13 protein-coding genes are annotated in these 14,121 nt (G+C 61.6%); 12 read left to right on the top strand and 1 reads right to left on the bottom strand.

The features are described from left to right. Positions 1-34: 34 nt before the first annotated feature. The 8 genes from cyoA (at position 35) to HF690_RS04830 (ending at position 8,506) form a co-directional block, all read left to right on the top strand. On the top strand, positions 35-1,006 hold the full coding sequence (cyoA, locus tag HF690_RS04865; protein WP_168608656.1) for a ubiquinol oxidase subunit II: 972 nt from the start codon (positions 35-37) through the stop codon (positions 1,004-1,006). 23 nt (positions 1,007-1,029) lie between these two features. After that, positions 1,030-3,039, top strand: a complete 2,010-nt coding sequence (cyoB, locus tag HF690_RS04860; RefSeq protein ID WP_168608655.1) for a cytochrome o ubiquinol oxidase subunit I — start codon at positions 1,030-1,032, stop codon at positions 3,037-3,039. Continuing rightward, entirely contained in the window at positions 3,036-3,653 is a 618-nt protein-coding gene (gene cyoC / locus HF690_RS04855) for a cytochrome o ubiquinol oxidase subunit III (RefSeq protein ID WP_113064371.1), read from the top strand. Before cyoB ends, cyoC begins: the two co-directional genes overlap by 4 nt. Continuing rightward, positions 3,650-4,036: a cytochrome o ubiquinol oxidase subunit IV gene (cyoD, locus tag HF690_RS04850; protein WP_113064372.1), complete on the top strand. Its 387-nt coding sequence runs from the start codon at positions 3,650-3,652 to the stop codon at positions 4,034-4,036. Before cyoC ends, cyoD begins: the two co-directional genes overlap by 4 nt. After that, positions 4,033-4,818, top strand: a complete 786-nt coding sequence (locus HF690_RS04845; RefSeq protein ID WP_338042877.1) for an SURF1 family protein — start codon at positions 4,033-4,035, stop codon at positions 4,816-4,818. The genes cyoD and HF690_RS04845 overlap by 4 nt, the downstream gene beginning before the upstream one ends. A 250-nt stretch (positions 4,819-5,068) precedes the next feature. Next, entirely contained in the window at positions 5,069-6,235 is a 1,167-nt protein-coding gene (locus HF690_RS04840; protein ID WP_168608654.1) for a cystathionine gamma-synthase, read from the top strand. An 86-nt stretch (positions 6,236-6,321) separates the two neighbouring features. After that, positions 6,322-7,146, top strand: coding sequence for an ABC transporter permease (locus tag HF690_RS04835; RefSeq protein WP_168608653.1), 825 nt, complete (start codon positions 6,322-6,324; stop codon positions 7,144-7,146). After that, positions 7,136-8,506: an ABC transporter ATP-binding protein gene (locus HF690_RS04830; RefSeq protein WP_168608652.1), complete on the top strand. Its 1,371-nt coding sequence runs from the start codon at positions 7,136-7,138 to the stop codon at positions 8,504-8,506. Before HF690_RS04835 ends, HF690_RS04830 begins: the two co-directional genes overlap by 11 nt. 26 nt (positions 8,507-8,532) lie before the next feature. Here HF690_RS04830 and HF690_RS15075 read toward each other — a convergent pair whose 3' ends face one another. Continuing rightward, a complete protein-coding gene (locus HF690_RS15075; protein WP_240151674.1) occupies positions 8,533-8,823 on the bottom strand; it encodes a hypothetical protein in 291 nt (96 codons plus the stop codon). Here HF690_RS15075 and HF690_RS04825 point away from each other — a divergent pair. Genes HF690_RS04825 through HF690_RS04810 form a run of 4 tightly spaced genes read left to right on the top strand, consistent with a single transcriptional unit; the run spans position 8,707 to position 14,120 of the window. After that, positions 8,707-11,811, top strand: coding sequence for a glycosyltransferase (locus tag HF690_RS04825; protein ID WP_240151643.1), 3,105 nt, complete (start codon positions 8,707-8,709; stop codon positions 11,809-11,811). The genes HF690_RS15075 and HF690_RS04825 overlap by 117 nt on opposite strands. A 20-nt stretch (positions 11,812-11,831) precedes the next feature. Then, entirely contained in the window at positions 11,832-12,836 is a 1,005-nt protein-coding gene (locus HF690_RS04820) for a GHMP family kinase ATP-binding protein (RefSeq protein ID WP_240151590.1), read from the top strand. After that, complete coding sequence (locus tag HF690_RS04815; RefSeq protein ID WP_275690253.1) at positions 12,821-13,420, top strand: D-sedoheptulose-7-phosphate isomerase; 600 nt, start codon at positions 12,821-12,823, stop codon at positions 13,418-13,420. Before HF690_RS04820 ends, HF690_RS04815 begins: the two co-directional genes overlap by 16 nt. After that, on the top strand, positions 13,407-14,120 hold the full coding sequence (locus tag HF690_RS04810; protein ID WP_168608649.1) for a nucleotidyltransferase family protein: 714 nt from the start codon (positions 13,407-13,409) through the stop codon (positions 14,118-14,120). Before HF690_RS04815 ends, HF690_RS04810 begins: the two co-directional genes overlap by 14 nt. Position 14,121: the final 1 nt, after the last annotated feature.

Here is a 14,121-nt window from a genome sequence, read left to right as displayed (position 1 = left end):
TACTTGTCCCATGTCCGTGAAAAGACTCCGCGGCATGTTTTGGCTGTTCCCGGCGCTCGCGCTGGGAGGCTGCCATCTCGTGCTGCTCGATCCCTCCGGCGACGTCGCGCGCCAGCAAAGTGACCTGATGATCGCCTCGGCGGTCCTGATGTCCCTCATCATCGTGCCGGTGCTCATCGCCGTCGGCGTGATCGCCTGGCGTTATCGGGCGTCCAACAAGAAGGCCGTCTACGACGCCGAGTGGGATCACTCCACGTATCTGGAGCTGATCGTGTGGGCGGCGCCGCTGCTCATCATCATGGCGTTGGGCGCGATGACCTGGATCGGCACCCACCAGCTCGACCCGTATCGTCCGCTGACGCGCATCGCGGAAGGCCGCTCGGCGCATGTGAAAGCCAAGCCGCTCGAGGTCGAGGTGGTCTCGCTGAAGTGGAAGTGGCTGTTCATCTACCCCCAGTACGGCATTGCCACCGTCAACGAGCTGGCCGCGCCGGTGGATCGCCCGATCCACTTCAAGCTCACCTCCAGCGACATGATGGACTCGTTCTTCGTGCCGTCGCTGGCGGGGCAGATCTACACCATGCCAGGCATGCAGACCGTGTTGAACGCGGTCATCAACAAGCCGGGTGACTACGACGGCTTCTCCGCGAACTACAGCGGCCACGGCTTCACGGACATGCGATTCCGTTTCCATGGCCTCAGCGCCAAGGGTTTCGACCAGTGGGTGGCCAAGGTGCGCGCCAGTGGCCATGACCTCGATCGCGCGGCCTACGAGAAGCTGCACAAGCCCAGTCGCGACGAGCCTGCGCACTACTATGCCCAGTATGCCTCGGGCCTGTACGACCGCATTCTCAATCGTTGCGTCGAACCCGGTCAGATGTGCATGAGCCAGATGATGGCGATCGACGCCGGGGAAGCGCATGCCCCGCGGGCTCGGCATGGCGCGGACGCCATGACCGCCGAACCTTCGTCGCAGGCGCCCGCGCATGACGCAGCGGCGCACTGAACCGAATTTCCGAGATACAAGTCATGCCTAATCGTTCCGAATTCTGGAATTTCCTGCTCGGCCGCCTGTCGCTCGACTCGTTGCCGCTGCACAACATGATCGTCGTCGTCACGTTCATCGTGGTGGCGACCGGCGGTGCAGCGTTGCTGGGCTTCATCACCTGGAAGCGCCAGTGGGGCTACCTGTGGACCGAGTGGTTCACCAGCGTCGACCACAAGAAGCTCGGCATCATGTACATGATCCTGGCCACGGTGATGCTGTTCCGCGGTTTCGCTGACGCCATCATGATGCGCGCGCAGCAGGCCATCGCCTTCGGCGACAACATGGGCTATCTGCCGCCGCACCACTACGACCAGATCTTCACCGCGCACGGCGCGATCATGATCTTCTTCGTGGCGATGGCGTACATCGTTGGCCTGATGAACTACGTCATGCCGATGCAGATCGGCGCCCGTGACGTGGCGTTCCCGTTCCTGAACAATTTCAGTTTCTGGCTGACCGTGTCCGGCGTGCTGCTGTTCATGGTCTCGCTGTTCATCGGTGATTTCTCGCATGCGGGCTGGCTGGGCTATCCGCCGGTCTCCGAGCTTCATCAGAGTCCCGGGCCCGGTGTGGACTACTACATCTGGGGTCTGCAGCTATCAGGCCTCGGCACGCTGCTCACCGGCATCAACTTCGTCGTGACCATCCTGAAGATGCGCGCGCCGGGCATGTCGCTGATGAAGATGCCGATGTTCACCTGGACCACGCTGTGCACCAGCGGCCTGATCGTGGTGACGTTCCCGATCCTGACCGCCACGCTGCTGCTGCTGTCCCTGGACCGCTACATCGGCACGCATTTCTTCACGGCCGGTATGGGCGGCAACGTGATGATGTACATCAATCTGATCTGGATCTGGGGCCACCCGGAGGTGTACATCCTGATCCTGCCGCTGTTCGGCGTGTTCTCCGAAATCGTCTCGACGTTCTCCGGCAAGCGCCTGTTCGGCTACTCGTCGATGGTCTACGCGACCGTGTCGATCATGATCCTGTCCTACCTGGTGTGGCTGCATCACTTCTTCACCATGGGTTCGGGTGCGGACGTCAACTCGTTCTTCTCGTTGACGACGATGATGATCTCGATTCCAACAGGCGCGAAGATCTTCAACTGGCTGTTCACCATGTACCGCGGACGCGTGCGCTTCGACGTGCCGATGCTGTGGACGATGGGCTTCCTGTTCACCTTCACCATTGGCGGCATGACCGGCGTGATGCTGTCGGTGGCTCCGGCCGACTTCTTGCTGCACAACAGCCTGTTCCTGATCGCGCACTTCCACAACGTGATCATCGGCGGTGTGGTGTTCGGCATCTTCGCCGGCATCAACTACTGGTTCCCGAAGGCGTTCGGTTTCCGCCTCGATCCGTTCTGGGGCAAGTGCAGCTTCTGGTTCTGGCAGATCGGCTTCTGGTTCGCCTTCGGTCCGCTGTACATCCTGGGTCTGATGGGCGTGACGCGCCGCCTCAGCCACTTCACCGATCCGAGCCTGCAGAAGTGGTTCATCATCGCCGCGTTCGGGGCCTTCCTGATCCTGCTCGGCATCCTGTCCTTCGTGATGCAGATCTACGTCAGCATCCGCAACCGCGAGAAATACGCGGTGGGCCACGATCCGTGGGGTGGTCGCACGCTCGAGTGGCAGACTTCGTCGCCGCCGCCGCCGTACAACTTTGCCTTTGTGCCGAAGGTGCACGAGCGCGACGCGTGGACGAACATGAAGGAGTCGGGCTACCAGCGTCCGCTGCAGGGCTTCAACGACATCCACATGCCGAAGAGCACGGCGACTGGCGTGGTCCTGTCGGCGCTGGGCTTCGTATTCGGCTTCGCCATGGTCTGGTACATCTGGTGGCTGGCTGCGGTGTCCTTCGTGGCGCTGATCGCCTACGCCATCTTCCACACGTTCAATTACAACCGTGACTACCACGTGTCCGCCGATGAAGTGAATCGCTTCGAGCACAGCGGCAACTGGGCGTCGGATCCGCAGGAGGCCCGCGCATGAACACCATCGCGACTGAATCCAGCGCGCAGGATTTCTACTGCCGCGAAGAGCCGCACGGGCACAACGGAACCCTGCTCGGGTTCTGGATCTACCTGATGAGCGACTGCTTCATCTTCGCGGCGCTCTTCGCATGCAACGCGGTGCTCGGCACCAGCTATGCCGCCGGTCCGACCGGGGCGGACGTGTTCGATCTGACCGGCTTGGCCGTGAACACGGCGCTGCTGCTGATCTCTTCGGTCACCTTCGGCTTCGCGATGCTGGAGATGGCCCGCAAGCGCAAGCGTGCGATGCTCGGCTGGCTGGCCGTGTCCGGCCTGCTGGCGGCTGCGTTCGTGGGGCTGGAGATCCACGAGTTCGTGACCATGATCGCCGAGGGCGCGGGACCGGATCGCAGCGCGTTTCTGTCCTCGTTCTTCATCCTGGTGGGCACGCACGGTCTGCACGTGACCGTCGGTATCCTGTGGTTGATCGTGCTCATGGTGCAGCTCGGCAAGCACGGCCTGCACGAGGCCAACATCCGCCGTCTGCAGTGCCTGAGCATGTTCTGGCATTTCCTCGATCTGATCTGGGTCGGCGTCTTCAGCTACGTCTACCTGGTGGGAGTGTTGCGATGAATTCTTCGTCCCATACCGAACACGCGCATGACGATGCCATGCACGCGCACCATGGCAGCCTGCGCGGTTACCTGACCGGCTTCGTGCTGGCGGCCATCCTGACCATCATCCCGTTCTGGCTGGTGATGGGGCACGTGATCGAGAGCCGTCAGGCGACGATCCTGATCGTGCTGGGGCTCGCTGCGGTGCAGATCCTGGTGCACATGATCTTCTTCCTGCATCTGGACACGCGCTCGGAGAGCGGCTGGAACATGCTGGCACTGATCTTCACCGGTGTGCTGGTGGCGATCGTGCTCGGCGCGTCGATCTGGGTCATGTACAACGAGAATGCGAACATGATGCCGATGTCGCCGCAGTACATGCACCACAAGCAAGGATCGTGACCCCGACGCCGCCCCCCGCATCGCTCCCGCGGCGGACGCGGCGCGGCGTCATCAAACGCGTTTCCCTGGCGACGCTGGCGCTGGCCGCGTTCATCGGCTTCATTCTGCTGGGCAACTGGCAGGTGCGGCGTCTGCACTGGAAACTCGGTCTCATCCACGACGTGAACACGCGCGTGGATGCGCCGCCGGTGAACGCGCCCGGTCCGGGACAGTGGTCCCGGATCGCCGCCGGTCATCTGCAATATCTGCACGTCCGCCTGCACGGCCATTACCTTCCCGGCGCGCAGACGCTGGTGCACGGCACCAGCAAGAAGGGATACGGGTTCTGGGTGATGGCGCCGCTGCGCACGGATCGCGGCTTTGTGGTGTGGGTCAACCGCGGCTATATTCCCGCCGACATGCCGGATACGCCGGCGTACCGGCAGGCCGCGCCGCCGCAAGGCGAAGTCGCGTTGACCGGGTTGCTGCGTTTCAGCGAGCCGGGCGGCGGATTCCTGCGGCCGAACCAGCCGACAAAAGACCAGTGGTACTCGCGCGATGTCGCCGCCATCACCGCAAAGCGCGGGCTGAGCGAATCGCAGGTTGCGCCGTACTTCATCGATGCCGCCGCCCGGGAGGGAGCGGGGCCGTGGCCCGTGGCCGGTCTCACGGTGATCCATTTCCCCAACCATCACCTGAACTACGCCATCACCTGGTATCTGCTGGCGCTCGGCACGGCGCTGGGCGTGGGGCTGGCGATCCGGCGCGAGCGCAAGGCGCGGCACGAGGAGAGCGCCGACTAGTTCTTCAGGGAAAAACCGCGTTCAAGGCGGTTTGCGAAGCCCTTGCTCTGATCCTGGGGGACGGCCGAGGCGACGTTGGCCATGAAGGTGTTTTTGTCGTGGAATTCCGGGTGCAGTTCTGTTTTCCCGCGCGATGTGGGGCATGCGTCCCGCGCGCCGTTCGCGGCTGCGGACGGGGCACTTCGAGGTGCGTCGGACGCATGTCATAATGTGCAATTGCCGTTCGAAGCCGATTGCACAGGATGTACGCATGAATCGCAAGAAAATGTCGTTGAAACAGGGTCTTGGAACCCGGGCCATCCACGCCGGTCAGGAGCCTGATCCGACTACGGGGGCGATCATGACGCCGATTTATGCGACCTCGACCTATGTCCAGGAGAGTCCTGGCAAGCACAAGGGCTTCGAATATTCGCGTTCGCAGAACCCCACGCGCATGGCCTACGAGCGCTGTGTGGCCGATCTGGAAGGCGGCGTTGCCGGTTTCGCCTTCGGTTCGGGACTGGCGGCGGCGTCCACCGTGCTGGACCTGCTCGATTCGGGCAGCCATGTGATCGCGATGGATGACCTGTACGGCGGCACCTATCGGTTGTTCGAGCGGGTGCGTCGACGTTCGGCGGGCCTGGATTTCAGTTTCGTCGATCTCAACGACACCAAGGCGCTGAAGGCGGCGCTCAAGCCTGAGACGCGGATGATCTGGGCGGAAACGCCGACCAATCCCATGCTCAAACTGGTCGATCTGAAGAAGGTGGCCGCCTTTGCGCAGAAGCACGGGCTGATCCTGGTCGTAGACAACACCTTCTGCTCGCCGATGGTGCAGCGACCGCTGGAATACGGCGCGGACCTTGTGCTGCATTCGGCGACCAAATACCTGAACGGCCACTCGGACATCGTCGGCGGCGTGGTCGTGGCCGGCAGCGACGAGTTGGCCGAGCAGATGGGCTTCCTGCAGAACTCGGTCGGCGCCATCGCCGGCCCATTCGATGCCTTCCTCGCCATGCGCGGCCTGAAGACCCTGCATCTGCGCATGCGCCAGCACTGCGAAAGCGCACTGGATCTGGCGAAATGGCTGGAGAAGCATCCGCAGGTCGAACGGGTGATTTATCCGGGATTAAAGAGCCATCCGCAACATGCATTGGCAAAACGCCAGATGGACGGCTTCGGTGGCATCGTCAGCATCGAGGTCAAGGGCGGCTTGCGCAAAGCCAAGCGCGTGCTGGAACGGTGTCATCTGTTCGCTCTGGCCGAGTCGTTGGGTGGTGTGGAGAGTCTGATCGAGCATCCGGCCATCATGACGCATGCATCCGTGCCTGCCGCGAATCGCAAGCGTCTGGGCATCAGCGACACGCTCATTCGCCTGTCGGTAGGCGTGGAAGATATCGAGGACCTGAGGGCGGAACTGAACGACGCGCTGGCTTGAGGCGCGTCGATGGCAAACCGATTTCCTCTTGCAACGTGCGTTGACGGCCCTTTGTTGGCCACGCCCGTGATCCGATTGCAGTGAACATGACCACCAAATATCAGTTAGCGAATCCCGCGGCACCCTATATCGCTCTACGGCGTCATTTCCGACTTGTCATGCAGCTCAGCTGGCGTGACGTGATCGGCCGCTATCGCGGCTCGTTCATGGGCCTGTTCTGGTCGTTCTTCAATCCGCTGTTGATGCTTGCCGTATACACATTCGTATTCGGTGTCATCTTCAAGTCGCGCTGGAATAGCCAGGTTACGAGCCATTTCGAATTCGCCGTCGTGCTGTTCGCGGGTCTGAACATCAACGCCTTTTTCGCGGAATGCGCCAATCATGCGCCGACGCTGATCATCGAGAACACCAACTTCGTCAAGCGCGTGGTTTTCCCTCTGGAAACGCTTGGCTGGAGCGCGCTCGGTGCGGCGTTGTTCCATCTGGGCATCTCGACCTTGGTGCTGCTGGTGTTCGAGTGGGCCGCGAGCGGCAGTGTTCCCGCCACCGCCGTGCTCTTCCCGCTGGTGGTGCTGGCCTTCGTTCCGTTCGTCGTCGGTTCGGTCTGGCTGTTGTCTGCGCTCGGTGTCTTCCTGCGCGACCTCAAGCAGGCCATTGCGATCGTCACCATGGTGATGATGTTTCTGGCGCCGGTCTTCTATCCGCTGTCCCTGATTCCGGTGCGCTTTCGCATTTTCATCTATCTCAATCCGCTGACTCTGATCGTGCGCGAATCACGCGCCGTCTTGGTCTGGGGTACACAGCCGGACTGGCTCGAACTGGGCATCTATCTTGTCCTTGGCTGCCTGTTCGCGTGGGTGACGTTCGTGTGGTTCGAAAAAGCACGCAAGGGGTTTGCAGATGTCCTCTGACGAACTGGCCATCAGCGTCCGTGGGCTCGGCAAGCGCTACGAAATCTACGAACGCCCGAAGGATCGACTCAAGCAGATGATCATGCCGCGTCTGCAGCGGCTTACGAAAGCGACGCCGAAAGCTTACTTTAGGGAGTTTTGGGCCTTGCAGGACCTGTCGCTCGAGGTGCGTCGCGGCGAGGCTGTCGGCATTCTGGGACGGAATGGTTCAGGTAAGTCGACCTTTCTGCAGCTGGTGTGCGGCACCCTTCATCCCACCACCGGCGAAGTGAAGGCATCGGGGCGCGTGGCTGCCTTGCTTGAGCTTGGCGCAGGGTTCAATCCGGAGTTCACCGGCCGGGAAAATGTGTTCCTGAGCGGACTCATCTACGGTATCGCAGAGAACGAGCTCCGTGCGCGGTTCGAGGAGATCGTCGAATTCGCGGAGATCGGCGAATACATCGATCAACCGGTCAAGACCTACTCGAGCGGCATGTACGTGCGCCTAGCCTTTGCAGTCGCGGCCTTCTGCGATCCCGAGATTCTGATCGTGGATGAAGCGCTCGCAGTCGGCGACGTCTATTTCCAGCGCAAATGCTTTCGCCGTATCGCCAAGTTGCGCGAACGTGGTTGCACCTTGCTCTTCGTGACACACTCGATCGATGTGTTGCTGCGTCTGTGCGATCGGGGCGTGGTGCTTGATCACGGGCGGATGATCTACGACGGCGAGGCCAAACCTGCGGTGGCGGCCTACCTGCAAAGTGTCTTCGGCACGCACACGACGAAACCGAACGAAGCCGAGGACGAGGTTTCATCATCCACCTCTCTCGAAGCGGAAGACGTGGACGAGAGCACGACCATCCCGCGCGGCTCGAACGACACGTTTGCGGTGCGACCGGGATATAACCGCGACGAGGTTCGAGTCGGCGATGGCAGCGCACAACTCATCGATTTCGCTTTCAAAGGCGTGGATCAGGGTTCGCCGGTGCTCCATGCCGGGGAACGCTTCGCACTGCAGGCGCGCTACCGATTCCGCGATGCCGCCGAAAAACTGATCTTCGGTGTGCAGGTTCGTACTCGGGATGGGATCAGTGTATACAGCGCAAACACGTTCACGTGTGACGGAAGCGTGCATCAGTTCGATGCGAAAGCCGTTGTGATGGCCGAGTTCGACATGGTCAACACTTTGCTCCCAGGGCAGTATTTCCTCAGCGTTGGGGTATCCCGTTTCGACGAGGCGGGCGAGATTGTCGCGCTGGATCGACGCATCGATGCCATCGTTTTCACCGTGATCGGCGAACCCAGGCACGCCAGCGGTTTGGCCGACATGAGATTGCAGGTCGAGGTGGCTGCCGAAGCGGATGTGGGAGAGGCGCGGTGAGCCCTTTCCAGCATACCCTGCTGGTTTCATGTCCGAATGATGGTGGTCTTTTCGCCGTCCACGCAGGGAAGGCATGGCGACTGACATCCGCCGATAGCACCGGTCTGCTGATTCACGGGCGTTTGCTCATGCGTTCGCTGCAGGCGGACGGTGCCCGTCGCCTCGGACTGTACGAGGATGCCGGTTTCCGCGTTGTCGAACTGGCCGACGAGCCGCTGGATCTGCACGATCTGCGACGTGACCGGGATGGATTTCTCGCTGTATGCACGCAGCAGAATGCGGTTCTCGATTTGGATGAACATTTGCAGCGCCGTCATGCATGGATGCTTGAGGGCGAACCCGATTCGCGCCACGTCAATTCCGTATGTCGATATCAGGGCAGGCTACTGGCTTCGCTATTCGGCGATTTTGCGACGCATCGTGGCTACAAGGGGCGCACGCAGGGCGCCGGTGAGGTGCGCGATCTGGATACTGGCGAGCTCTTCCTGTCCGGTCTGTCGCAACCGCATTCGCTGACGCCATGTGGCGACGAGCTCCTCGTGTGCAATTCCGAGGCAGGCGAAGTGCGTTGCTATCACGGGCATTCCCTCAAGGAAACCTGGAGGTGCGGCGGATATCCCCGGGGCCTGCTGGTGGCTGGGGATCTTGTCTATGTGGGCATCAGCGCCTCGCGCAACGCCGATCCGGGTGAAGTGGATGCTGCGCGTATCGTCGTGTGGTCGCGGTCGCGCGGTGAAATCGTCGCCAGTCTTCCCCTCCCGTGCAGAGAGATCTACGACATCGCCTTGCTGGAAGACACATCGAATCTGCAGTATCTGGCGATGGCTGCATGCGAAGAGGCCGCAACGGATCGCGCGGCTTTCGCGGCCTTGGCCGACGAGCGTACGCGCTGGGCGCAATCGCTGGATGGCGAACTCGACGAGCGTTCGCGCTGGGTGCAATCGCTGCAAGGTGAACTCGATGATCAGGCGCGCCGGATAACGACGCTTCAGGCTGAAATCGAACAGCGTGCGAAAAACCAGCAGGCGCTGGAGCATCAAGTCGAAACTTTGCGTGAGGACGCGCAGCGCAGGCTTGCAGAGAAGGGCGCTCGAATCGAGTTCCTTTCGGAACAGTTGCAGCAGATCACCGATTCGCGCTCGTGGCGATGGACCCGACCGGTACGGTTCTTCATGCGTCTTATGCGTCGCGACTGGAAGGGGGTGCTGGACGGACTCCGGGGTTCGGCGCTGGCGCGTCACCCGTTAAGTGCAAAGCTCCGGGCACCGGCAAGACGCTGGCTCATGCGCCGCGTCGGATCCGAGGTGCAACCTGCGCAATTGCGCGAGCGCGAGCCGCGGCACGTTGATGTGATGTTGACCGAGCTGGCTTTCGCGCCGGTATCCAGTCCTGAGGTCAGCGTCATCATTCCGACGTACGGTCGATTGGACTACACCGTGGCTTGCCTGCACTCAATCATGAAGCACCTGCCTCGCTGCTCGATCGAAGTGCTGGTGATGGAGGATGCATCGGGAGATACCCAGATCCACCGTCTGCGCGAGGTTCCCGGACTCCGCTATGAGGTTAATCCCGAAAATCTCGGGTTCGTGCGCTCGTGCAACCGTGCATCCACGCTGGCGCGAGGCAGGTACCTCTATTATTTGAACAACGATACGGAAGTCACGCCGGGTTGGCTCGACGCGATGCTGGATGTTTTCGGGCGTTACGAGGACTGCGGCATGGTCGGCTCGAAGTTGATCTATGCGGACGGGACGTTGCAGGAAGCCGGTGGCATCATCTGGCAAGACGGCAGCGGCTGGAACTACGGTCGAGGCCAGGATCCGTCCGCGCCGGCGTTCAACTACGTGCGCGAGACCGACTACTGTTCCGGTGCGTCGCTGCTGATTCTGCGAGAGGACTTCCTCGCGCTGGGTCAGTTCGAACCTTGCTATGCGCCTGCCTACAACGAGGATTCCGATCTTGCCTTCAAGGTGCGAGCGTCCGGCAAGCGGGTCTACTACACCCCGTTTTCGACGGTGGTGCATCATGAGGGCGTGTCGAACGGCACCGACACCTCGAGTGGCATCAAGGCGTACCAGGTGCGCAATCTCGAGACGTTCCGTGAACGCTGGAATGCAGTGCTGGCGGCCGAACATCTGGCCAATGCGCAGTCGCCCTTCCTGGCGCGCGAGCGATCGCAGAGACGCGGTGTCGTGCTGGTCGTGGATCACTATGTTCCCCAGCCGGACCGCGACGCCGGTTCCCGCACCATGGTCGCGTTCATCGAGCAACTGCAGGCCAGCGGTCTTGCCGTGAAGTTCTGGCCGGCCAATCTCTATTTCGATCCGGTCTACACGCCACGCCTGCAGAATATGGGGGTGGAGGTGCTATACAGCCATCCCTCAGTTTCCTCGTTTGAGGCGTACATGTCCGAGCACGGAGATGAAATCGACTGCGTCCTGCTGAGCCGTCCAGATGTCGCGCAATCGCACGTGGAAGAGGTTCGTCGGCATTCGCGTGCGCGTGTGGTCTATTACGGGCACGATCTGCATTTCGAACGCATGCAGCGGCAGGCCGAGATTGATGACGATGCCGGCTTGAAGGCCTCTGCCGCACGCATGGAGTCCGTCGAACGAAGTCTCTGGCGCGTCATGGATGCCGTGCTGTATCCGTCTACGGAAGAGGTTGTTCGGGTCCGCGAACTCGAACCCGAGGCACATGCCGCCGTCGTGCCGCCTTATGCCTACACCACGTTCGGGCGCAGCGATGTGGCGGGGCCGACTGGTCGGACCGACGTACTGTTCGTTGCTGGGTTCGCACATCCGCCGAACGAAGATGCGGCGATCTGGCTGGTCGAATCCATCATGCCGACGGTGTGGGCGCGCCACCCCGAAACCAAACTGTATCTTGTCGGCTCGAATCCGACCGCCAAGGTCAAGGCGCTGGCCGAGGCGCGAGTGGTCGTGACCGGGTTCGTCGAGGATGATGAACTGCAGCGCTTCTACCGCACATCGCGCGTGGCGGTCGTACCCTTGCGTTACGGCGCCGGGGTCAAGTCCAAGGTCGTCGAGGCACTGCAGCAAGGCCTGCCGTTGGTCACGACGGAAGTCGGTGCACAGGGTCTGGATCGTCTCGACGAGATCGTGACGGTCAGCGACGATGCCGGCGCACTGGCTGACGCCGTGCATCGCTTGCTCGAGGATGACGATGCCTGGCGCGCGGTTTCCGACGCAGGCGCTGAATTCGCGGAGAAACACTTCTCGCCCATGGCCATGCGCACGTCGTTGCTGACGGCCTGCTGGCCCAACCGGGAGACATCGGTTTGATCGTACGTGCACGCGCACCCTTGCGTCTTGGTCTGGCCGGCGGCGGTACCGACGTCGCGCCTTACTGCGACGACTTCGGTGGTCAGGTGATGAATGCGACCATCGACAAATACGCCTACGCCTCGTTGGAGGAAGGCGACGGTCGATCGGTCGAATTCGAGGCTGTCGACCACGACGCGCAGGAAACGCATGCCAGTGGTGCAGCAGTACCGGTTGGTGGCCGCCTGCAGTTGCTTAAGGGCGTCTACAATCGTATTTCGCGCGATTATCTGGACGGCGCATATCCTTCCCTGCGACTGAAGACCTTTTCCGACGCGCCGCCCGGTTCCGGACTGGGATCGTCGTCGACGATGGTCGTGGCGCTGGTGCAGGCCTTCGTGGAGTATTTCTCTCTGCCGTTGGGAGAATATGAAGTAGCGCATTTGGCCTACGCGATCGAGCGCAATGACCTTGCGCTGGCGGGTGGCAAGCAGGATCAGTACGCCGCCGCCTTCGGTGGTTTCAATTTCATGGAGTTCCACAAGGACGATCGGGTGATCGTGAACCCACTGCGGATCAAGGAGTGGGTGTGGGCCGAGCTCGAGGCTTCGCTGGTGCTGTACTTCACGGGGGTGTCGCGTTCCTCGGCGGCGATCATCGACGAGCAATCCAAGAACGTCGCCTCCCGCAAGATGGCGTCCATCGACAGCATGCATCGCCTGAAGCGCGAAGCGACGGCCATGAAGGAAGCCTTGCTTCGTGGAAACCTCGACGCCTTTGCGCGCACACTGCAGGCTGGCTGGGAAGCCAAGAAAGGCATGGCAGCCAGCATCACCAATCCCTTGATCGACCGTATCGAGGTGCTGGCGCGCGATTACGGCGCGTTAGCCACCAAGGTATCGGGCGCAGGTGGCGGCGGGTTCATGATGTTCATGTGCACGCCGGAGAATCGCCTGGGTCTGATTCGAGCACTTTCGGGTGAATCCGGTCGAGTCATGGAGTTCCATTTTTCCCACAGAGGGGCCATGTCATGGCAGACAAAATGACCCAATTCATCCGCCAGGAGCTGTCCAGCAGTCTCGACCTTGTGCGCAAGCTGAGCGAAGACAACGCGCTGCACAGACAGATTGAAGCGGTGGTGGGTTTGTGCACACGTGCTCTCCGGGCTGAAAAGAAGATCCTTTTCGCCGGTAATGGCGGAAGTGCAGCTGACGCGCAGCACTGGGCGGGAGAACTGGTGAGCCGGTTCTACTTCGATCGCCCGGGCTTGCCCGGCATCGCGCTGACAACCGATAGCAGCATCCTGACCGCGATCGGCAACGACTACGGTTACGACTACGTCTTCGCGCGGCAGGTCGAGGCGCTGGGTTGCGAGGGTGATGTCTTTTTCGCGATCTCCACCTCGGGAAACTCGGCAAATATCCTCCGCGCCATCCACGCCGCGAAAGAACGGGGCATCACGGTGGTCGGATTCACCGGCGCCGGTGGCGGGAACATGCTCGAGCATTGCGACGAATGCTTTCGTATGCCTTCGGACTCGACGCCGAAAATCCAGGAGGGGCATGAACTTCTCGGTCACATGATCTGCGCATTGATCGAAAAGGACATGTTCGGGCATGACAGGGACTGACGAGGCACTGGTCCTCGCCGGCGGGCTGGGTACCCGTTTGCGGAGCGTGGTGCAGGACGTGCCCAAGCCGCTGGCGCCCATCGATGGTCGTCCTTTCGTCGCGTGGCTTCTGGACGCATTGGTGGCCCAGGGGATGCGTCGCATCGTGCTTGCCACCGGATACCTCGGTGACGTGGTGGAGCGTGAGCTCGGTACGACATGGGCTGGCGCTGCGCTGGCGTATTCGCGCGAGACCGAGCCACTGGGTACCGGAGGGGCGATCGCTCTGGCAGTCAATCTGATCGAGGGTGACAGCTTTTTTGTCTTGAACGGCGACACCTGGCTGGGCATCGACTATCGAGCGTTCGACGCGCAAAGCGAAGATGACCGAGCGCCGCTCGCGATGGCGCTGGCGCATGTGGACGATACGGCCCGTTATGGCGCCGTGCGTGTTCAGGATGCGCACGTCGCGGGGTTCGTGGAGAAGGGTCAGTCCGGTCCGGGCTACATCAATGCGGGCGTGTACCGCCTTACCCGTCGCATGCTCGATGCATTTCCCGGGGAGAAGCGATTCTCCTTCGAGAAAGATGTGCTTGAGCCGGCGGTAGTCCGGGGCGACGTCGGCGCGTATACCCGCACGGAAGGGTTCATCGACATTGGTGTTCCGGAGGACTACGCGCGCGCAGCTTCGGTCCTTCCCATTTCCGGCGGTGCTCCGTGAC

Origin of the sequence: Oleiagrimonas citrea (assembly GCF_012395255.1) — a bacterium.
Lineage (GTDB): Bacteria > Pseudomonadota > Gammaproteobacteria > Xanthomonadales > Rhodanobacteraceae > Oleiagrimonas > Oleiagrimonas citrea.
The sequence above is the reverse complement of the archived record's forward strand: the minus strand, read 5'-3'. Positions and strand labels throughout refer to the sequence as shown.